20 protein-coding genes are annotated in these 19,086 nt (G+C 60.8%); 13 read left to right on the top strand and 7 right to left on the bottom strand.

What is annotated here, in order from left to right; translation table 11 throughout:
• Positions 1–403 precede the first annotated feature (403 nt).
• From L901_RS14605 to L901_RS14590, 4 genes are read left to right on the top strand one after another with little or no spacing between them, the layout of a single operon-like run.
• The gene (locus tag L901_RS14605) at positions 404–1,318 is read left to right on the top strand and encodes an ABC transporter permease (protein WP_245289651.1); all 915 of its coding nucleotides are present in this window, start codon (positions 404–406) and stop codon (positions 1,316–1,318) included.
• Positions 1,319–1,370: 52 nt separating this feature from the next.
• On the top strand, positions 1,371–2,117 hold the full coding sequence (locus tag L901_RS14600) for an ABC transporter permease (RefSeq protein WP_245289650.1): 747 nt from the start codon (positions 1,371–1,373) through the stop codon (positions 2,115–2,117).
• A 25-nt stretch (positions 2,118–2,142) separates the two neighbouring features.
• Positions 2,143–3,219: an ABC transporter substrate-binding protein gene (locus tag L901_RS14595; protein ID WP_059757965.1), complete on the top strand. Its 1,077-nt coding sequence runs from the start codon at positions 2,143–2,145 to the stop codon at positions 3,217–3,219.
• Positions 3,220–3,228: 9 nt separating this feature from the next.
• A complete protein-coding gene (locus L901_RS14590) occupies positions 3,229–4,332 on the top strand; it encodes an ABC transporter ATP-binding protein (RefSeq protein WP_035225084.1) in 1,104 nt (367 codons plus the stop codon).
• Between the two features lie 152 nt (positions 4,333–4,484).
• Here the strand turns inward: L901_RS14590 and L901_RS14585 are convergent, their stop codons facing one another.
• The 6 genes from L901_RS14585 to accB are packed head-to-tail and all read right to left on the bottom strand — an operon-like array spanning position 4,485 to position 9,272.
• A complete protein-coding gene (locus tag L901_RS14585) occupies positions 4,485–5,252 on the bottom strand; it encodes a 5-oxoprolinase subunit PxpA (RefSeq protein WP_059757962.1) in 768 nt (255 codons plus the stop codon).
• Between the two features lie 25 nt (positions 5,253–5,277).
• Positions 5,278–6,276 (bottom strand): biotin-dependent carboxyltransferase family protein, encoded by a 999-nt coding sequence (locus L901_RS14580; protein ID WP_059757959.1) that lies wholly within the window; start codon positions 6,274–6,276, stop codon positions 5,278–5,280.
• On the bottom strand, positions 6,273–6,986 hold the full coding sequence (gene pxpB / locus L901_RS14575; RefSeq protein WP_035264918.1) for a 5-oxoprolinase subunit PxpB: 714 nt from the start codon (positions 6,984–6,986) through the stop codon (positions 6,273–6,275). Before pxpB ends, L901_RS14580 begins: the two co-directional genes overlap by 4 nt.
• Positions 6,983–7,423 (bottom strand): biotin/lipoyl-containing protein, encoded by a 441-nt coding sequence (locus tag L901_RS14570; RefSeq protein WP_059757956.1) that lies wholly within the window; start codon positions 7,421–7,423, stop codon positions 6,983–6,985. The genes pxpB and L901_RS14570 overlap by 4 nt, the downstream gene beginning before the upstream one ends.
• A complete protein-coding gene (gene accC / locus L901_RS14565; protein ID WP_059757954.1) occupies positions 7,420–8,811 on the bottom strand; it encodes an acetyl-CoA carboxylase biotin carboxylase subunit in 1,392 nt (463 codons plus the stop codon). The genes L901_RS14570 and accC overlap by 4 nt, the downstream gene beginning before the upstream one ends.
• Complete coding sequence (accB, locus tag L901_RS14560) at positions 8,808–9,272, bottom strand: acetyl-CoA carboxylase biotin carboxyl carrier protein (RefSeq protein ID WP_059757953.1); 465 nt, start codon at positions 9,270–9,272, stop codon at positions 8,808–8,810. The genes accC and accB overlap by 4 nt, the downstream gene beginning before the upstream one ends.
• A 193-nt stretch (positions 9,273–9,465) precedes the next feature.
• Here accB and L901_RS14555 point away from each other — a divergent pair, with 193 nt between their 5' ends.
• Positions 9,466–10,392 carry a DMT family transporter gene (locus tag L901_RS14555; RefSeq protein WP_059757951.1) on the top strand — a complete coding sequence of 309 codons (927 nt, stop codon included), beginning with the start codon at positions 9,466–9,468 and terminating at the stop codon, positions 10,390–10,392.
• On the opposite strand, the gene L901_RS14550 is transcribed toward L901_RS14555, so the two are convergent.
• Positions 10,361–11,290 (bottom strand): DMT family transporter, encoded by a 930-nt coding sequence (locus L901_RS14550; RefSeq protein ID WP_059757948.1) that lies wholly within the window; start codon positions 11,288–11,290, stop codon positions 10,361–10,363. The two genes, L901_RS14555 and L901_RS14550, sit on opposite strands and share 32 nt — an antisense overlap.
• 198 nt (positions 11,291–11,488) lie before the next feature.
• Here L901_RS14550 and L901_RS14545 point away from each other — a divergent pair, with 198 nt between their 5' ends.
• From L901_RS14545 to L901_RS14510, 8 genes are all read left to right on the top strand, one after another.
• Positions 11,489–12,376, top strand: coding sequence for a LysR family transcriptional regulator (locus L901_RS14545; protein WP_059757945.1), 888 nt, complete (start codon positions 11,489–11,491; stop codon positions 12,374–12,376).
• A gap of 94 nt (positions 12,377–12,470) precedes the next feature.
• Positions 12,471–13,424 carry a tripartite tricarboxylate transporter substrate binding protein gene (locus L901_RS14540; RefSeq protein WP_059757942.1) on the top strand — a complete coding sequence of 318 codons (954 nt, stop codon included), beginning with the start codon at positions 12,471–12,473 and terminating at the stop codon, positions 13,422–13,424.
• A 97-nt stretch (positions 13,425–13,521) separates the two neighbouring features.
• On the top strand, positions 13,522–14,190 hold the full coding sequence (locus L901_RS14535) for a 4-carboxy-4-hydroxy-2-oxoadipate aldolase/oxaloacetate decarboxylase (RefSeq protein WP_059757931.1): 669 nt from the start codon (positions 13,522–13,524) through the stop codon (positions 14,188–14,190).
• A gap of 73 nt (positions 14,191–14,263) precedes the next feature.
• Complete coding sequence (locus tag L901_RS14530) at positions 14,264–14,716, top strand: tripartite tricarboxylate transporter TctB family protein (protein ID WP_003519679.1); 453 nt, start codon at positions 14,264–14,266, stop codon at positions 14,714–14,716.
• Positions 14,713–16,224, top strand: coding sequence for a tripartite tricarboxylate transporter permease (locus L901_RS14525; RefSeq protein WP_059757928.1), 1,512 nt, complete (start codon positions 14,713–14,715; stop codon positions 16,222–16,224). The genes L901_RS14530 and L901_RS14525 overlap by 4 nt, the downstream gene beginning before the upstream one ends.
• 42 nt (positions 16,225–16,266) lie before the next feature.
• Positions 16,267–17,253 carry a D-erythronate dehydrogenase gene (gene denD, locus L901_RS14520; protein WP_059757925.1) on the top strand — a complete coding sequence of 329 codons (987 nt, stop codon included), beginning with the start codon at positions 16,267–16,269 and terminating at the stop codon, positions 17,251–17,253.
• Positions 17,250–18,005: an SDR family oxidoreductase gene (locus L901_RS14515; RefSeq protein WP_059757922.1), complete on the top strand. Its 756-nt coding sequence runs from the start codon at positions 17,250–17,252 to the stop codon at positions 18,003–18,005. The genes denD and L901_RS14515 overlap by 4 nt, the downstream gene beginning before the upstream one ends.
• A 9-nt stretch (positions 18,006–18,014) precedes the next feature.
• Positions 18,015–18,950, top strand: a complete 936-nt coding sequence (locus tag L901_RS14510; RefSeq protein ID WP_059757919.1) for a 2-hydroxyacid dehydrogenase — start codon at positions 18,015–18,017, stop codon at positions 18,948–18,950.
• Positions 18,951–19,086 lie beyond the last annotated feature (136 nt).

Here is a 19,086-nt window from a genome sequence, read left to right as displayed (position 1 = left end):
CCAGTGCATGACAAAGAGGTTACGGGAATTTTCCGCCGTTTCCCCAATACGACTTCGATGTGAGGTCATACGGGATTTTGATGCATCGCCGTCAAAATGGGGTGGGCAGTCCATATGCGTATGCGATGACCTCAGAGGAATAAAATATTATGCAGCCCGTCGGCTTAGCCCCTAAGCTTGGCGTAACAACAAGGGAACGACGCGTCGGGCAATGTTACCCAGAGAGGTAACCGGCGCGAAAATGCAGAAATATGCGACAGGCGCCGGCAAAAGACCGGATGCCTCGACAGGGAGCACACCCAGCAAATTCTAGTCATAGGGTCTGGACGATCTCGTTCGACTCAAAGCGATGCCTCGTGCCGTATTCAACGCGACGGGAGTATAGATGTCGGATATTGCGATCATGGAACCACATGCCCCGCCACGCCGTGGAGTTTCCGGCTGGAAAGCCCTCGAGCGTCGGCTGTTTTCGCCCGGCATCCTCATCCTGCCGCTGCTGATCTTTCTGCTGATCTTTTTCTTCTGGCCGGCGGTTCGGCTGATGAGCTTCAGCGTCATGACCCAGAATTCGCAGGGGCTGATCGGCTCCCCCTTCACGCTTGCCCATTATGTCAGGTTTTTCGAGGTCGATCTTTACCAGAAGGTGCTTTGGGCGACGATCCGCATCAGCCTGATCACCTCGGCTCTTGCGGCGATACTGGCCTATCCGGTCGCGACCGTTCTCGTGCGCGGCAATATCGTCACGACCCGTATCATCACGTTGATCGTGATTGCGCCGCTTGCCGTTAGCGTGGTGGTACGTGCTTACGGCTGGCAGCTCATTCTCGGCAACGGTCCGACCGGCCTTTTGAACTACGTGCTGATGAATCTGGGCATCATAGACAGTCCGATGACGCTGCTGTTTTCGGATGCCGCCGTGGTTATCGGCTCCCTGCACATTTTCTTCCCGATGATGGTGCTGCCGCTGTCCTCGGCTCTCGGAAAGATCGATCCGAATTTGCAACAGGCCGCCAGAACTTTGGGCGCGCCGACATGGAAAGTGTTCCTGCGGATCACCTTCCCGCTCAGCCTTCCCGGTCTGGTCGCGGGTTTCACGCTGGTCTTCTCTCTGGCCTCGGCGTCCTACGTCATTCCGGCTTTGATCGGCGGTCCCGGCTCGCAGATGCTCGGTAACATGGTCGAACAGCAGGTTCTCGCGGTCTATGACTGGCCGTTCGGCGCCACCATCGCCACCATCCTCGTTTTCATCGTCATTCTGATCAACGCCGTCTCGATGAGGCTGCTCGGCGGGCGTCGTATCAAGGCAAGCGCGTCATGAACAACAAGCTGACCGGCACTTCCGCCATCGTCTCTACGCGATCACCGCCGCCATGATGGTCTTTATCCTGGCCCCCATCGTTCTCGTTGTCGCCATCTCGTTTTCCGACAGTTATTTCGTCACCTTCCCACCGCAGGGTTTCACGTTCCGCTGGTATGCGGCGGTAATGCAGAATGAGGAATTTACCGCCGGCCTCACCTTCAGTGCAGCACTTGCGGTGGCGACCACCATTCTTTCACTGGCGCTCGGCGTTCCGGCAGCCTTCGCACTCTCCCGTGGAAAATTCATCGGCCGTTCGCTGATGAAAGGGCTGCTGCTGTCGCCGCTGATCTTTCCCGTGCTGGTGACCGGCCTGGCATTGCTGCAGCTTTTCTCCGGTTATGGCTGGATGGATACCAAGCTGAAGCTTCTGATCGCCCACACCGTCGTGACGTCGCCCTATGTGATCCGCACGGTGCTGACCAGCCTTCAGCTCGTCAATGTCAGCCTCGAGGAGGCGGCGCGCACGCTTGGCGCCACCCGCTGGAAAACCTTCACGCGGGTGATCTTTCCGCAGATCGCGCCCGGCGTCGCCTCCGGCTCGATATTCTGCTTCATGGTTTCTTTCGACAATTATCCCGTTTCGATGTGGCTGGCGGATTCCGCGAACCTGCCCGTGCCCATCGTTCTCTATCGCCAGATCGGCACGGTCTTCGATCCTTCGGTCGCGACCATGTCCACCATCATCATTCTTCTGGCGGTGACCGTCGTGCTCGTCCTCGACAGGCTGGTGGGTCTGCGCCGGGCAATGGCTATGTAAATCAACAACAAGAGGGGTACCGGAAATGACAGACAAGACCATCATCATGAAACGGCGCAGTTTCCTGACAGTCACCGCGGGCGCGCTCGCCACACCCTATTTCTACACCGCGGCTTCCGCACAGGACCGCACCATGTATGTCGGCGTCTATAATTCGGCGCAGGGCGGGCTGATTAAGAAGGAAGTGATCCCGGCTTTCGAAAAGGAATATAAGTGCCGGGTGCTGACGACCGAAGGCGCAACGCTCGCCAACATCGCCACGCTGCGCGCCACCCGCGAAAATCCGCAATATAGCGTGATGTCGATGGACGATGTCGGCGTTCCGCAGGCCAAGGAGGAAGGCCTGATCGAGCAATTGCCGGCGGACGAAATCCCCAACCTCAAGAACGTCTATTCGCGCTATCTTTTCGAAGACAATTTCGGGGTCGGTTTTGCAATCTCGATTGCCGGCCTGTTCTACAATCCGACGACGGGCAAGCCGTTCGAAAGCTACGAACAGATGTTCGACAAGAAATATGCCCGCCGCATGCTTCTCAACACACCGAAGAACACCCAGAGCGTTCTGATGCTGATGGTAGCGGCCGCTCTTGCGACCGGCAAGCCGCTGAAAGAAGCGCAATATGATACCGATGCCGGCTGGGCGAAACTCGCCGAGCTGAAGCCGAACGTGCTCTCGATATACGACGCGGAAGCGCAGACGATGATGGTGGCGCAGGGCCAGGCGGATTTCGGCGGCATCGAATATTCCAAGGCGGTTTATCCGCACACCAAGAAGGGTGTGCCGCTGGATATGACCTTCCCGAAGGAAGGCGCATTCACCGGCATCAATTCCATCGCGCTGGTAAAGGGCGGGCCGCACCGCGATCTCGCGCTTGCCTATATCAACCGCATCCTCGATCCCGGTGTGCAGAAGATGCTTTCGGAAGCGACGCTGAGCGCCCCCTCCGTCAAGGGCATCGAGTTCGGCGCAGATACGGCGAAGTTCCTCGCCTACCCGGAAGCGAAGATGGAATCGCTCAACCTCTTCACGCCGGACTGGAAATACATCATCCCGCGCCGCGCCCAGTGGCTCGAAAAATACAACCAGACCTTTAACGGCTGAGGAACGCTGATGAAATCCGTAGAAGTCCGCCTGGAAAGACTGACCAAGCATTACAGCGGTCAGGTCGTTGCCGTCGATGATGTTTCGCTTACCGTCAAGGCAGGGGAAATCCTGGCGCTTCTCGGCCCGAGCGGCTGCGGGAAAACGACTTGCCTGCGCATGATTGCGGGGCTTGTCGATCCCACCTCGGGTGAAATCGTGGTCGGCGGCAAGCCGACCACGCGCACCCCGGTTCACCGCCGCAATGTTGGCATGCTTTTCCAGAACTACGCCCTGTTTCCTCATATGACCGTTGCCGAAAACGTCGCCTTCGGTCTGGAGATGCGGGGCATCTCGAAGGCCGACCGTGAAGGGCGCGTGAAACAGGCGCTCGATCTCGTTCAGCTGCACGCCTTCGGCGACCGGCTGCCGGTGCAGCTTTCCGGCGGTCAGCAGCAGCGTGTGGCGCTGGCGCGCGCGCTGGTGATCGAACCGTCGATGCTGCTTCTCGACGAGCCGCTCGGCGCACTCGACAAGGGCCTGAGAGAAAGCATGCAGGTCGAGATCCGCAGCCTGCAGCAGCGGCTAGGGCTCACCACCATCATGGTGACCCACGATCAGGACGAGGCCCTGACCATGGCGGACCAGATTGCCGTGATGCGGGATGGCAATCTCGAGCAGATTGCACCGGCCGGCGAAATCTACCAGAAGCCGCTGACCCGCTTTGTCGCGGGTTTCATCGGCGCCTCGAACTTCTTCGAGGCAAGCGTGGCGGAGCGCAATGGTCGCTCCGCAAGGCTGGTCACCGGTTCCGGTGTGCGGCTCGATGTCGAGGATATGGGGGCGGTTCAGGGCGACAAGGTCGTCGTCACCGTTCGCCCCGAAGCGATTTCGGTCTCACCGCTTGCGGTGGACGCAGGTGAAAACGCCAGCAATTCCACCACGGCGCGGGTAGAGCAGGTCGTCTATCGCGGTTTCATGCTGCATTATTACCTGCGTCTGGACAATGGCGAACCGATGATCGCCTACCGGCAGACCCAGACGGAAGGTTTCACCAATGCCGTCAGCGCCGCTGGCGACCGGGTGAGACTGAGCTGGACGAGCGATAGCAATCACGTGATCCAGCTGAATTGATGATTTCGCGGCCGGGTCGCTTAGGCGACCCGGCTGTCGACGGATCGAAATCCGCGCTGTATTCCATAGCCGACAAAATTACGGCACCGCGCTCCTGACATGGAATGCGGTGTCGTACTTTTTGTGCTTCAGGATATGAGGCGTATGCCGCTTCAGGCGACGACTTCGCGAGCCGGCACGACGCTGCCGCCGCAGGCTTCCACTTCGCTGCGCACCGTGCGCGCAAGCTCCAGCGAGCCGGGCGTATCGCTATGAACGAGGATCGATCTGGCGCGAACGGTGATGGTCTCGCCCTCGATGGTCGTGACCGTGCCTTTTTCCAGAAACTGGCGCACGCGTGCGCGAACTTTTCCCTCTTCCTTGATGACGGAATTGGGCAGCTTGCGTGGCACGAGCTGGCCCTTCACATCATAGGCCCGGTCGGCGAGAAAGAGGTTGAGTACTTTCAGCCCGCAATCCAGAGCCGCCTTTTCGATCAGCATGTCTGGCATCGAAAAGACGATGAGATTGGGTTCGACCGCTTTGATCTTTTTCATGATCCGCTCCGCAAGCGCCGCATCGCGGTTGATCATGTTGCCCATGGCGGCATGGAAACTGATATGGGAGAGCGTAACCTCCTGCGCCCTGGCAATCGCCGAGAGCGCGCCGAGCTGGTAGAGAACCTGCTGTTCCATTTCTTCCGCATCGACGGGAATTTCGCGGCGGCCGAAGCCGAGACGGTCGGCAAGGCCCGGATGGGCGCCGATGCCGACGCCGTTTCGTTTGGCGAGACGCACCATGCGCGCCATCATTTCCGGATCGCCGGCATGGAAGCCGCAGGCGATATTCGCCGAAGAGACGACTTCCATAAGCTTCTCGTCGTCGCAGACCTTATAGACGCCGAAACCTTCGCCCATATCGGAATTAACATCGATCTTCATGGTTCCCTCTCCGTGTTTTTCAGGATTATCGTTTTGTGAGCGTGCCGAGTGCGGCGGTGACCAGCGGCAGGGTTTTGCGGATACCCGCGAAATAGGCGTCGATTGCCTGTTCGACTTCCAGCGCCTCGCGCACCGTTGCCTGCACGAAGCGGATGCGACTGCCGATGCGCGCCTGTCCGAGCCGCCACAGATCGCTGTCGATAATGCCCGCCATCTTGGGATAACCGCCGGCCGTGTTGGCGTCGCTCATCTGGATGATCGGCTCGCCGCCCGGCGGCACCTGAACCACGCCCGGAATGACGCCATAGGAGCGCAACTCGACGGGAGCCGAAAGCATAAGTGGCGTGCCGGCAAGCCGGTAGCCGGTGCGGTCGCTCTGCGAGGTGATTTTCCAGGCTTCGGACCAGAAACGTTCCGCACCTTCGCCAAAAAGATCGTGTTCGGCGGCGGGAATGGCTCTCAGCAGCAATTCGCCCTTGTCAGATACCGGAAACATGTCCGGCATCGCCTCGGCAAGCGGCATGACACCGAGGCCGCTTGCCGGCAGCGCCAGTGGTGCGGATGGCAGAACGGACAGCCTGTCGCCGGCGGTGAGGTGGCGTCCCTCATGGCCGCCGAAGGAGCCGCGAAGCGAGGTGCTTCGTGATCCCATGACCACGGGGACGTCTATGCCGCCCTGAAGGCAGAGATAGGCGCGCGCATTTTTCATGGGCGTCGAAAGCTCAAGGGTTTGCCCCTTCTCGGCTCTAACGCACCAATAGGGCGGCAGATCGGCACCATTGAGCCGGGCAGCGCAATCCGCACCGGTTACGGAGAAGGTCAGTGCCTCTTCGAATTCAATGCGGAAAGGAAAGGTCTGGATTTCAATCGCCGCGGCACCCTCGCCGTTGCCGACGAGAATATTACCGATCCTGAGCGCGATTGGATCCATCGCGCCCGTGGCGGTGATGCCGATATTGCGGTAACCCGCGCGGCCGAGGTCCTGCACGGTGTTCAGCGGACCGCAGGCAAGAATATGGATCATAGTTCGATCCTTTCAGGAAGGAAACGAACGCGGTCACCGGGCGCCAGCACCGCCGGCTGTTCGGCGGTGGCGTCGAACATGGTGATTTCGGTGAAGCCCAGCGAGTTCCAGCCATTCGGCCCGGTCAGAACCGAGATGCCGGATTGCATGCCGCCGATCGTCACCATGCCCTTCAACATGCGAAGCGACGGGACTTTCTTTCGTGGCATGAAAATGCGTGGGTCGAGGCCGCCGAGATAACCGAAGCCCGGCGCGCTGCCGACGGCGAAAACCGTATAGGTCCGCTCGAAATGCAGGCGCACGACTTCTTTGTCCGGCAGGCCGGAATAATCGCAGATCGCAGCAAGGTCGATGGCGTGCTCGCCGCCATAGGTCGTCGGCACCTCGATGGTCTTGCCGAGAAGGTCGAGTTCCGCCGTCCTTTGCCAGATGTCGAGAAGCTCGTCCTGCAAACGCCCGGCATCTTCAGGCGTGCTGCGTAGCACGATCAGCAGGTTGGTCATGCCGGGTATGAGTTCCAGCACCTCGGGGCGGTCCTTCAATGCGCGCGTCAGCGCCCAGATGCGCCGCTGGGCGGGCAGGTCCAACTCGCCGGGCGCTTCGATCAGAAACGTTTTGTTGCCGATCATCGAGATTTTCGGCAGGCCCAGATGGGCGGGGGTGAGGTGGGGCGTTTTTAGCGGGAGATTGCTCATCGACGTCACCATCATGTTTCGGTCTTGAGAAGGGTGGAGCCATAGCCGACAAGCGTGCCGGCTTCCGTCACGATTTCGCTGACGGTGCCGGCTTTTTCGGCGATGACCGGAACAAGCACGGGTCCGGCCGCGACGAATGCGACGATCTCGCCTTTCGCTACGGATTGTCCTGCCCGAACCGCCCGGTCGGGGCGCTGCGGATGCGCGGGCGTGAAGATGCCGGCCATCGGTGCACGGGCAAGAATATCGCCCGCCTTTACCGGCACTTTGGCCGCTTCGATGGGCCGCTGTGCGGCAGGGGCCTGACCGCCTGCCATGGCGACGATCTTCAATGATCCATCCGGCGTCTCTATTTCAATGGCGGAGATGTTATTGCGCTCGAGGTGAGCGGCAAGATCGGCAATCGTGCCGGGCTCGCTGTAGCGGGATATGGAAACAGGCTGTCGCTTCACTTTGCACTCCGCGCTGCAAGCCAATGCTCGAGGTAATGAATATCCGTGCCGCCTTCGGAAAAGGCCGGGTCCTGCAATATTTCCCGGTGCAGCGGTAGGTTGGTGGAAACGCCTTCGATGCGCATTTCGCCAAGTGCGCGCCGCATGCGCAGGATCGCCTGCTCGCGGGTCGGCGCATGGACGATGAGCTTGGCGATCAGCGAATCGTAATGGGCCGAAACCCGATAACCCGCCGTCACATGGGTATCGACCCGGACGCCGGGGCCGCCCGGCAGGTGCAGAGCCGTGATCAGGCCGGGGCAGGGAATGAAGCTATAGGGGTCTTCGGCATTGATGCGGCATTCGATCGAATGGCCCTCGCAGACGGTATCCTCCTGCGAAATCTCGAGCGGATGGCCAAGAGCGACGAGAAGCTGCTGGCGCACCAGATCCACGCCCGAGGTCATTTCCGTAACCGGATGTTCGACCTGCAGGCGGGTATTCATCTCGATGAAATAAAATTCGCCGTTCTCGTAAAGAAATTCGAAGGTGCCGACGCCGCGATAACCGATCTGGCGGCAGGCTTCGACGCAGCGATTGCCGACGAAAGCCGCGACATCGGGTGGGATGCCGATGGCCGGGCCTTCTTCGACGACCTTCTGGTGGCGGCGCTGCATGGAACAATCGCGCAGGCCCACCCAGACTCCGTTACCCTGACCATCGCAGAGAACCTGAATTTCGACATGGCGCGGATGTTCGAGGAATTTTTCGATATAGAGTTCCGGCGTTCCGAAGGCCCGGCTTGCCTCCTCCCGCGTGACGAGAACTGCATCCTGAAGGGCGGAGGCATCGTGCACGACACGCATGCCGCGCCCGCCGCCGCCGCCGGCCGCCTTGACAATGACGGGATAACCGATTTCAGCGGCGATTTTCGAGACTTCGGCCATGTCATCCGGCAGGGCGGAATCGGGTCCGGGAACGCAGGGCACACCGGCCTCCATCATTGCCCGCTTCGCCGCGATCTTGTCACCCATGGTGCGGATGGCGTCGGCGCGCGGGCCAATGAAGACCGCTCCCGCCGCTTCCACGGCTTCCGAAAAGGATGCTCTTTCGGATAGAAAACCATAGCCGGGGTGAACTGCGCCAGCGCCGGTCAGCTCCATCGCAAGCAGTATGGCCGGCGCGTTGAGGTAGCTCTGGGCGGGAGAGGCCGGGCCGATGCAGATGGCGGTATCGGCCGCCTTCAGATAGTCGGCATCCTTATCGGCTTCCGAATAGATCATGACGGTCTTCAGACCGAGTTCACGGCAGGCGCGCTGCACCCGCAATGCGATCTCGCCGCGATTGGCGATCAGGACGTTGTCGAATGCTCTTGGCTCAGCCACCTTTGGGAGTGTCGCATCCATCATTCGAACTCCAGCACCGGCTGTCCAAGTTCAACGTCTTCGCCGTCATTGGCGATAAATCTGGCGATCCTGCCGCTTCGTTCGGCCCTCACGGTGTTGAACACTTTCATCGCCTCGATGATGAAGAGTTCCTGTCCTTCCTTCACCTCGTCGCCGGCTTCGGCGAAAGGCGCCGCACCCGGGCTCGGGGCGCGATGGAAAAGGCCGAATGACGGTGCCACGACGATGCCGGATGACGCCGGTGCGGCTGCGGCGGATGCCGGCGCCTGCTCTTCGGCGCGGGGTGTCTCGGATGCCGTTTCGGCTACCGCAACGGGCCGGGGCTGCGACGATGACGCCTGCGGTGAAACGGCATTGTTTTCGCGGATGATCCGGACCGTGGTTCCCTCCTGGCTCACGGTCAATTCGGATACTCGCGAAGAGCCGACGAACTCGATCAGTTTCTTGATCTTTTCCAGATCCATATTGGTTTCCAACGTCTTTTTTGTCCCCACGGCGGCAGGTGAGCGGAGCGGAATCCGCACCCTGTCCATCAGCAATAGCTACCATGGGGGCGGGATTGATGGGGTCAGACGAAGTTCCTATGGACATTGCTTTCCGGTTTGATATCCCGCCGCCGCGTGGTGAAACGGTTCAAAGACTCCGAAGGAACGAACCATGGATTCCCGCAAAGGCATTCTCCTCAAAATCTCCGCAGCGCTCGCTCTGGTGCTGATGGGCGCCTGCATCAGCAGCCTCAGGGGCGAGATACCCATCGGGCAGGTGGTCTTCTTCAGATCGGCTGTGGCCATGCTGCCGCTCTGTCTGTGGATGGCGGCGCAGGGCGGTTTCCGAAGGCAGGTGGCAACCAGCCATATTGGCGGCCATCTGGTGCGGAGTTTTTCCGGCACCGGCGGCATGGTCTTCAGCTATCTGGCGCTCGCCTATATTCCGCTGGCCGACGCAACGGCCATCAGTTATGCGACACCGCTCTTCACCGTCATTCTGGCGGTGTTGCTTTTGAAGGAAGTCGTCAGGATTTACCGCTGGACGGCGGTGGTCGTCGGGCTCTGCGGCATCGTGCTGATCCTGTCGCCGCATTTTTCCTTCGATGTTTCGGATTTCGCTTCCGGCTCCGGCGTCGCCATGCTCGGCGGCCTGTTCGGTCTGGCGGCTGCTTTTTTCTCCGCCATATCGATGATCCAGATCCGGCATTTGACGCAGACGGAAAATACCGGCGCAATCATCTTCTATTTCACCCTGCTCACCACCGTCATCGGCTTTGCCAGCATCGGTATGGGCTGGAAAATGCCGACGGCGTGGCAATGGACCCTGCTGATCGGCACCGGTCTCATTGGCGGAACCGCGCAGATACTGGTGACGCTCAGCCTGCGTTATGCCGAGGCCTCGCTGCTGGCGCCGTTCGACTATACGACGATGATCTGGGCGCTGTTGATCGGTTATGCCTTCATGGATCAGGTTCCGGCCCTGACGACCATTCTGGGGGCTTCTATCGTGGTTGCCGCCGGTTTGTTCACGCTGTGGCGGGAAAGGCGGCTGCACAAAAAGCGTGTTACGGAACAGCTGACGCTGTCGGCTCCCTGACGGCCTGTTTCGCCAGCCGGTTTTCGCGCCACATCGCAAAAAGGCCGGCGGCGATGACAGTCAAGGCGCCAACGATGGTTGCACCCGTCGGCACTTCGGCCATGAAGAGATAACCGAGGGCGATTGCCCATATCATCGTGGTGTAATCGAACGGCGCAAGCAGCGAGGCCTGGGCGTGGCGCAGGCTGAGCGTCATGGCGATCTGGCCGATGCCGCCGGCAAGGCCGCCGCCAGCGAGCAGCAGGAACTGGTGAAAATCCGGCATCTTCCATCCAAATCCGAGCGTGGCGAGGCCGGCCACCACACCCGTCAGCGTATAGATGAGCACGATGCGCGACGGCTTTTCAATGCTGTTCAGATGGCGGACGGCGATGGAGGAAAAGGCCGCGCAAAGCGCACCGGTCAGCGCCAGTGCGGTTCCGATCATCGCGACCCTGTCGATTTGGGCGGGGCCTGAGGCGGCATCGAAGATCAGTTTCGGCGAGAGCGTGATGAAAACGCCGATGAAACCGGTCAGCACGGCGGACCAGCGATATATCCGCACTTTTTCGCCAAGCAGCAGCGCCGCCAGCATGATGGTGAAAAGCGGTGTCGTGTAGCTCAGCACCGTCACATTCACCAGCGGCAGATAGGCGAGGGCGAGAAAGCCGAAGAACATGCCGCCAAGCCCGGCCGAGCTGCCCGCAAGCAGGCTGCCGATGTTCTTCGCGGCCGGTACGGTTATCCGCTCCGAGGAGGCGATGAACCAGAGACAGAGGGGAATGAGGGCAAAAAATCCCCGGCAGAAGACGACTTCGCCGACGGGGATCGCCCCGTTCAGGCCCTTCACGCAGGCGGACATGACTGTGAATGCCAGCATGGCCGTCAGCTTGAGCAAAATTCCGGTCTTAGGATTCATCCCGCTCCCCATCACAGCCCAAACCGTGTCATGGGGAAGAAGCGGAGAAAAGCCTTAGCCGGCTGTCATAAGAATCTTGTCTTACCCCATCACTCTCTTGAAGACAGGCAGGACCACCGGACGGCGCTTTTCCCCTAGGCCCCTGCGGTGATTTGGTGTCATGATCGCATCTCGAACCGGCGGGAGGTTTAAGCGGGCATGTTGGATTTGCGCAGGCTGCGATATCTGGTCGCGATTGCCGATTGCGGCTCCATGTCGGCGGCGGCGCGGCAATTGGGGATCGCCCAGCCGGCGCTCAGCCATCACATTACGGAACTGGAGCGGCTGGTGGGTTTTCCCGTGCTGCACCGGCTGGCGCGCGGGGTGAAGGCGACGGAAAAGGGTGAAGTCCTGCTTTCCCATGCGCGGGAGATTACCGAGAAGGTGCGGCAGGCGGAGGCGGAAATCCGGGCCATGGCCTATCTGGATGAGCGGGTGATCCGGCTGAGCCTCATTCCCTCCTGGGCGACCGCCTTTGCGCCGAGCATTATCAGCGAGGTTGCCGCTTCGATGCCCAAGGTCTCATTGCGGCTGATAGAGGCGCGCAATGACGAATCCCTGCGGCTCATCCGTCTCGGCAAGGTGGATATGGCCGTTGCGCTGGTCGGTGCGGAGGACAAGGCCGACGATCTTATCGTCAAGGAGAGCCTGTTTGCCGTTTCTTCAAGGCCTATCGGCCGGTCGATGCCGCTTGAGGCTGCGGCAGGGCTCAACCTGATCCTGCCGCCGAAGGACAATCCACTGCGCATATCGATCGACGAGGCCGCTGCCCGTGCCGGAATAACACTGAACGTGACCATGGAGATCGACGGGCAGGATACGATCAAACGCGCCGTCAGCGCCGGCATCGGTGCGACGATCCTGTCATGGAATTCGGTGCAGCAGGAACAGGAAGCCGGTCAGCTTCAGGCCGCCCATATTACTGAGCCCGTCATTTATCGCTCCATCCACCTGCTGAAGGGCAGGGAGGTGGATGAGCGAACGTTCAGGCTGTTCCGCGACCTTTTGCGGGCTGTCGCAAGACGCGAGCCGGCATTTAACCCATAAACGATCTGTATGGGTAAATTGAAAACTCGGTATTTGTGTTGTTGATGGCTTCTTCCTAGCCTCCCCGGTGAAAGCGTATCGGGGAGGAAAAGATATGCGTTTGAAGACATCTCTGTTTGGCATGCTGGCGGCGGCGGGAATGCTGGCTGCGGGAGGGGCGGCGGCGGAATATCCGGAGCGGCCGGTAACGCTCGTCATCGGTTATCCGGCCGGTGGCGGCACCGATATCCAGTCGCGGGCGCTGGTGCCCTATCTTGAAAAATATCTCGGCACATCGGTCGTGGTGGAAAACCGCGAAGGTGCCGGCGGGTTGATCGGCGCGACCTATATCGCCAATGCGAAACCTGACGGTTACACCATCGGTGCGCTGAATTTCCCGTCAATGTATTCGCCGATCGTGCAGGGCAATGCCAGCTACAAGGAAGACGCCTTCACGCCGCTCGCAAACCAGATCGGCGGAGATCTGGCGCTGACGGTCAACAAGGTGTCGCCGATCAAGACCGCCAAGGAATTCGTGGAGGCGGCCAAGGGTAACCCGGTCGTCGTCGGCGTGACGGGCATCGGTCATCCGAGCCAGATCACCGCCCTGCTGTTTGAAGAGGCGGCGGGTGTGAAGCTCAATTTCGTGCCCTTCAATGGCGGCGGGCCGGCACGGCTCGCCATGCTGGGCAACCACGTCACGCTCGGTTTCATGAACCTCAACGAGGTCTTTGCCGACAATCGTTCCGGCGCGCTGCGTGTGCTCGCGACCTCCGGTGCCGAGCGTTCGCCGCTTTCGCCTGATGTGCCGACCTTCAAGGAAGCCGGCTACAATGTGCAGTTCAGCCTGCTGGCGGGCTTCGGTGCGCCGAAGGGCTTGCCCGCGGATGTGGAGGCCAGGCTGGTCGATGCTTTCCAGAAGGCGCTGAAGGATCCGGATTATCTTGCCGATGCCAAAAAGCGCGAACTGACGATGCTGCCACTGACACAGGCCGAATTTGCCGAGGCGCTCAAGAAGGGCAACGCCAGTCTGGCGGAGCTTTGGAAAAGCAAGCCCTGGACAAAATAAGCGGCCGGTACCGACCGCTTCTCTCATCCCCAATGAAAATTGACGCTTGGGCCGCGTTTGGCCCAGGCATGACCCACTGTTGAAAGGAATCCGGCCAATGGCCCATGTCATCCGCAATTTCCAGCGCCCTTCCAGAGCCGATATCGAGGAGATCAGCAAATTCAGCCCCGCCACCATTCACGAGGCGCAGGGCAAGCTCGGCGCTCTCGATTATCGCATCAAGCCGATCAAGCCCGGCCTGAAAATCTGCGGCCCCGCAATCACCGCGAAATGCCATATTGGCGATAATCTGATGATCTTCGAGGCCATCAATCTGGCAAAGCCCGGCGATGTGCTGGTCATCGATGGCGGCGACAATCCCAATCAGGGCGGCTTTGGTGATGTGCTGGCTGCCGCCTGCATCGGCAAGGGCATTGTCGGCTTCGTGGTCAGCGCCGCCGTGCGTGATGGCAAGGGTCTGCGCGAGATCGGTTTCCCGGTGTTCTCGCTCGGGCTTTGCATGAAGGGCACCTCCAAGGACACGCTCGGCACCATCAACCATCCGGTCGTGGTCGGCGGTGAACTGATCAGCCCCGGCGATATCGTCTGCGGCGATGATGACGGCGTTGTCGTCGTTCGCGAGAGCGATATCCCGAAACTCGTCAAGGCCTGCCGGGAGCGCGACGACCACGAGAACCACATGATGGAACTGCACCGGCAGGGCAAGATGGATATCGAGGATCGCTATGAAATGATGCGCTCGAAAGGATGTGTCTGGGCCGATTGAGCCAGCGTTTCGACATCTGAATACGCCGTGTCGGGAGGCGCGGCGTATTTCTCAATGTGGAGGGGAGATAATCATGGCCGAACACGGCTCGAAACTGACGGCGAATATTCTATCCGGGGCTTTCTTTCTGGTGGCCGCCGCCGGGCTTTATTATGGCGCGCGGCCGCTGAGCATGGGCACTAATTTCCAGCCCGGGCCCGGCTATATGCCGACGGTCATCGCGGCATTGATGTTTGCACTGGGTATCGCGCTGCTTTTGCAGGATCTGCTGGGAAAGACACCGTCCGAAGCCTGGGTGGCGCCGAAAATGCGCCCGTTTCTGGCGGTGGCCGGCATTGCCGGTTTTGCGCTGCTGATCGAGCCATTGGGCTTTATCGCGGCGGCCTTCGTGCTGATCGTGCTCGCCTGCATCGCTTATGGCAGGATCCGGCCGGTTGAGGTTCTGCTGCTTTCCGCCGTGCTCATCCTCGCCTGCATCCTCATTTTCGTTGTGGGCCTCGGACAGAGGATACCGTTGCTGCCATGACCGATCTTCTTTCCAATATCGTTCTCGGTTTCGGCGTGGCCGTCACACCCGTCAATCTTTTCTATTGCCTGCTGGGTGTCACGCTCGGCACGATGATCGGCATCCTGCCGGGCATCGGCCCTTCCGCCACCGTCGCGCTGCTTCTTCCCATTACCTACACCATGCCGGATACGGCGGCGCTGATCATGCTCGCGGGCATTTTCTACGGTGCGCAATATGGCGGCTCGACCACGGCGATCCTCGTCAATCTGCCGGGCGAGTCCTCATCCGTCGTCACCTGCATCGATGGATATGCCATGGCCCGGCAGGGCAGGGCGGGTGTGGCGCTGGCCACGGCGGCGCTTGGGTCGTTTTTTGCCGGCACGGTGGCGACCGTTCTGATCGTCGTTGTCGCAAAGCCGCTTTCAGCCATTGCGCTTGCCTTCGGCCCGGCCGATTATTTCAGTCTGGTGATCTTCGGGCTGCTGTTTGCCGTGTTCCTGTCGAGCGGATCGCCGGTCAAGGCGGTCGGCATGGTCGCCTTCGGTATCGCGCTCAGCCTCGTCGGCATCGATCCGACATCGGGCGAGCAGCGTTTCACCTTCGGCATGGCGGAATTGTTTGACGGCATCGATTTCGTCGTTCTCGCCATCGGGCTTCTCGGCGTCAGCGAAATTCTCTTCAACCTGCAGCAGGGCGTGGAGCGCGATGCGGGTGCGGCAAAGACCGGATCGCTGATGCCGACCCGACAGGATTTCAAACAGGCCTTTCCGGCCGTGCTGCGCGGCACGGCGCTCGGTTCTTTCCTCGGCGTGCTGCCAGGCGGTGGTGCGATCATGAGTTCTTTCGCGAGTTATGCGCTGGAGCGCAAGATCGCCAAGGATCCATCCCGTTTCGGCAAGGGCGCAATCGAAGGGCTGGCGGGGCCGGAAAGCGCCAATAATGCCGGCGCGCAGACCTCCTTCATCCCGCTTCTGACGCTCGGTATTCCCGCCAATGGACTGATGGCGCTGATGGTCGGGGCGATGATGATCCAGGGCATCACACCGGGACCGGAAGTCATGCAATCGCGGCCCGATCTCTTCTGGGGGCTGATCGCCAGCATGTGGGTGGGCAATCTGCTGCTTCTGGTGCTGAACTTGCCGCTCATCGGCATCTGGGTTCGCCTTCTCGGCATTCCCTATCGCTTCTTGTGCCCCGCCATTTTGATGTTCTGCGCCATCGGGGCCTATGGCCTGTCCTACAGTGTCGTCGACGTTCTGTTCTGCGCGGTCTTCGGCATTGTCGGCTTCTTCCTGCGCAAGATCGGCTGCGAGCCGGCACCGCTGGTGCTGGGCTTCGTTCTCGGTCCGCTTCTGGAGCAGAACATGCGTCTTGGGCTGCTGATTTCGCAGGGAAGTTTCTCGACATTCGTCACCCATCCGATCAGCGCCACCCTGCTCGCCTTGTCCGGCATGGTCGTTATCATGATGGCGATGCCGGCGATCATGCGCCGTCGCGAGGTGGTGTTTCAGGGTGATGACGACTGACGATCAATCGAGCCGGCGCAGCCGGCCAAACAAAGGTGAAACATGCATATTCTGATAATCGGTGCCGCAGGAATGATCGGCCGCAAATTGACGCAACGTCTCGCTTCTGACGGAGCGCTTGGCGGTGCGAAGATCATCGAAATGACCCTGACGGATGTTTTCGAACCGGCCGCGCCGAAAGGCTTTGGCGGCACACTGACCGTCGAGCGTAGCGATCTGTCGAATGCCGGCGTCGCCGAAAAGCTGATCGCCAGGCGACCGGATGTGATCTTCAACCTCGCCGCTGTGGTTTCGGGCGAGGCGGAGGCCGATTTCGAGAAAGGCTATCGCATCAATCTCGATGGCGGGCGTTCGCTGTTCGAGGCCATTCGTCTGGAGCATCAGAAGGATGGATACCGGCCGCGTGTGGTTTTCTGCTCGTCGCTCGCGGTTTTCGGGTCGCCATTCCCCGAGGTGATCGGCGACCAGTTCCTGCCGGCGCCGCTGACCAGCTACGGCACGCAGAAGGCGATCGTGGAACTGTTGCTTGCGGATTATAGCCGTCGCGGTTTCTTCGATGGCGTCAGCATCCGCCTGCCCACCATCTGCATCCGCCCCGGCAAGCCGAATGCGGCTGCCTCCGGCTTCTTCTCCAATATTCTGCGCGAACCGCTGGTGGGCCAGGAGGCGGTGCTGCCCGTTGCCGATACCGTGCGCCATTGGTTCGCCAGCCCGCGCTCGGCCGTCGCCTTCCTGCTGCGCGCCGCGAGTGTTGATCTCTCCGGGCTTGGCGTTCGCCGCAATCTCATTATGCCGGGACTTTCTGCCACGGTGGCCGATGAAATCGAGGCCCTGCGCGCCTTTGCCGGGGAAAAGGCTGTGGCGCTCATCAAGCGCGTCCCCGACGAGCGTATCATCCGGATCGTCGACGGCTGGGCCGAGGATTACGATCCGCAACTGGCTATGTCGCTCGGCTTCCGGGCGGAAACGTCGTTTGCCGAAATCATTCAGGCGCATGTGGAAGATGAGCTGGAAGGGAAAGCAGCATGAGTGATGGAAAGATCGCGCTCGTCACGGGCGGAGGAACAGGAGTCGGCAAGGCGATTGCCGAGGCCCTTCTGGAAGATGGTTACAGCGTCTCGATCACCGGGCGGCGGCGTGAGGTTCTGGACGCCGCCGTCGGCGAATGGCGCGAACATCGAGACCGTGTTCTGGCCGTCGCGGCCGATATTTCCGTTCTGGCCGATGTCGAACGGCTGTTTGCGGAGGTCACCGGACGTTTCGGCCGTCTCGACCTTCTGGTCAATAATGCCGGCATGTCGGCACCGGCCGTCCATATCGAAGATGTGCCGTTCGAAACCTGGAACGCGGTGGTCGGGGCCAACCTCACTGGCGCCTTCCTCTGCACGCAGGCGGCGTTTCGCCAGATGAAGGCGCAATCGCCGCAGGGCGGGCGCATCATCAATAACGGCTCGATTTCGGCCACCACGCCGCGGCCGCGTTCGGCGCCCTATACCGCGACCAAACACGCGATTACCGGCCTTACCAAGTCGGCCGCGCTGGATGGCAGGGCATTCAACATCGCCTGCGGGCAGATCGATATCGGCAATGCCAGCACCGAAATGACGCGCGCCATGGCGACCGGCGTGCTGCAGGCGGATGGCAGCACCGCCGTCGAACCGACCATCGATGCCAGCATCGTCGCCCGGGCCGTGGTGCATATGGCCTCGCTGCCGCTCGAGGCGAATGTGCTGACCATGACGGTGATGGCGAGCGGCATGCCTTTCGTCGGTCGCGGCTAAGGAGCGCGCATGAAGCCCGATCTTCTGCAAACCTACCCGCTTCAGCCACAGATAGAAGCCGAGCTGCAAAAGCGCTTCCGGGTCCATCGCTGGCACGAAATATCCGACAAACAGGCGTTTCTGCAGGCGGAGGCGGCTTCGATAAAGGCTGTCGTCACCGGCGGTCATATCGGCCTTGCCCCTGATCTCGCCGCCTGCCTGCCCGCTCTCGAAATCGTCGCCATCAACGGCGTCGGTTTCGATAAGGTCGACCTCGATCAGGCGCGCGCGCGTGGCTTCAGGGTCACGAACACGCCGGACGTGCTGACCGAGGACGTCGCCGATCTCGCCATCGGCCTTTCCATCATGCTGTTGCGCCAGCTCGTCAGCGCGGATCACCATGTCCGCTCGGGGGAGTGGAAAAAAGCCGAGATGCCGCTTGGCAACAAGGCCTCGCGGCGGCGTTACGGGATCTACGGGCTTGGCCGTATAGGCCGCGCCATCGCGGCGCGGCTGGAAGCCTTCGATGCGGAGATTTCCTATTTCAGCCGGCGGAAACAGGACGTGGCCTATGGTTATCATTCAACGGCAGTGTCGCTCGCAAGCGCCTGCGATGTCCTGATCGTCGCGGCGGCGGCGACGCCGGAGACCCGGCACGCGATCAACCGCGAGGTGCTGGCGGCGCTGGGGCCGGATGGCGTGCTCGTCAATGTCGCCAGAGGATCGCTGGTGGATGAAAAGGCGCTGGTCGATATTCTTGTGGCAGGCGGGCTGAAGGGTGCGGCGCTCGATGTCTTCGAGAACGAGCCGCATGTTCCCGAAGCGCTGATCGGCATGCGCAATGTCGTTCTCGCCCCGCATATCGGCGCTGCGACCCATGAGACGCGGCTTCAGATGGGCGCTCTGGTTCTCGCCAATCTGGATGCGCATTTCGCAGGACAGGACCTGCCGACGGCTGTGGTCTAGAATGTACCGGTGGCCGGCAAGGGGGATGCATGCCCCGCCGGCCGGATTGCCGCATCGCTGAAAGTGGTGCAATCGCCATCCATACAAGTTGCTTATTACTCCAAAAAAAATCGGTCTTAGGCAAGCGATGAAAGCT

Origin of the sequence: Agrobacterium sp. D14, assembly GCF_001526505.1 — a bacterium.
Classification (GTDB): Bacteria; Pseudomonadota; Alphaproteobacteria; order Rhizobiales; family Rhizobiaceae; genus Agrobacterium; species Agrobacterium leguminum.
Note: the sequence above shows the minus strand (reverse complement) of the source record. Positions and strands in the feature narration are given on the sequence as shown.

What these genes read in the sequence shown, in the direction of transcription:
- L901_RS14595 (WP_059757965.1), top strand. Translation starts at nt 2,143, where the DNA reads ATGACAGACAAGACCATCATCATGAAACGGCGCAGTTTCCTGACAGTC.
- denD (WP_059757925.1), top strand. Translation starts at nt 16,267, where the DNA reads ATGCATATTCTGATAATCGGTGCCGCAGGAATGATCGGCCGCAAATTG.
- L901_RS14540 (WP_059757942.1), top strand. Translation starts at nt 12,471, where the DNA reads ATGCGTTTGAAGACATCTCTGTTTGGCATGCTGGCGGCGGCGGGAATG.
- L901_RS14590 (WP_035225084.1), top strand. Translation starts at nt 3,229, where the DNA reads ATGAAATCCGTAGAAGTCCGCCTGGAAAGACTGACCAAGCATTACAGC.
- L901_RS14545 (WP_059757945.1), top strand. Translation starts at nt 11,489, where the DNA reads ATGTTGGATTTGCGCAGGCTGCGATATCTGGTCGCGATTGCCGATTGC.
- accC (WP_059757954.1), bottom strand. Translation starts at nt 8,811, where the DNA reads ATGATGGATGCGACACTCCCAAAGGTGGCTGAGCCAAGAGCATTCGAC.
- L901_RS14585 (WP_059757962.1), bottom strand. Translation starts at nt 5,252, where the DNA reads ATGAAGATCGATGTTAATTCCGATATGGGCGAAGGTTTCGGCGTCTAT.
- L901_RS14530 (WP_003519679.1), top strand. Translation starts at nt 14,264, where the DNA reads ATGGCCGAACACGGCTCGAAACTGACGGCGAATATTCTATCCGGGGCT.
- L901_RS14605 (WP_245289651.1), top strand. Translation starts at nt 404, where the DNA reads ATGGAACCACATGCCCCGCCACGCCGTGGAGTTTCCGGCTGGAAAGCC.
- L901_RS14580 (WP_059757959.1), bottom strand. Translation starts at nt 6,276, where the DNA reads ATGATCCATATTCTTGCCTGCGGTCCGCTGAACACCGTGCAGGACCTC.
- L901_RS14525 (WP_059757928.1), top strand. Translation starts at nt 14,713, where the DNA reads ATGACCGATCTTCTTTCCAATATCGTTCTCGGTTTCGGCGTGGCCGTC.
- L901_RS14555 (WP_059757951.1), top strand. Translation starts at nt 9,466, where the DNA reads ATGGATTCCCGCAAAGGCATTCTCCTCAAAATCTCCGCAGCGCTCGCT.
- accB (WP_059757953.1), bottom strand. Translation starts at nt 9,272, where the DNA reads ATGGATCTGGAAAAGATCAAGAAACTGATCGAGTTCGTCGGCTCTTCG.
- L901_RS14550 (WP_059757948.1), bottom strand. Translation starts at nt 11,290, where the DNA reads ATGAATCCTAAGACCGGAATTTTGCTCAAGCTGACGGCCATGCTGGCA.
- L901_RS14515 (WP_059757922.1), top strand. Translation starts at nt 17,250, where the DNA reads ATGAGTGATGGAAAGATCGCGCTCGTCACGGGCGGAGGAACAGGAGTC.
- L901_RS14600 (WP_245289650.1), top strand. Translation starts at nt 1,371, where the DNA reads ATGATGGTCTTTATCCTGGCCCCCATCGTTCTCGTTGTCGCCATCTCG.
- L901_RS14535 (WP_059757931.1), top strand. Translation starts at nt 13,522, where the DNA reads ATGGCCCATGTCATCCGCAATTTCCAGCGCCCTTCCAGAGCCGATATC.
- L901_RS14510 (WP_059757919.1), top strand. Translation starts at nt 18,015, where the DNA reads ATGAAGCCCGATCTTCTGCAAACCTACCCGCTTCAGCCACAGATAGAA.
- pxpB (WP_035264918.1), bottom strand. Translation starts at nt 6,986, where the DNA reads ATGATGGTGACGTCGATGAGCAATCTCCCGCTAAAAACGCCCCACCTC.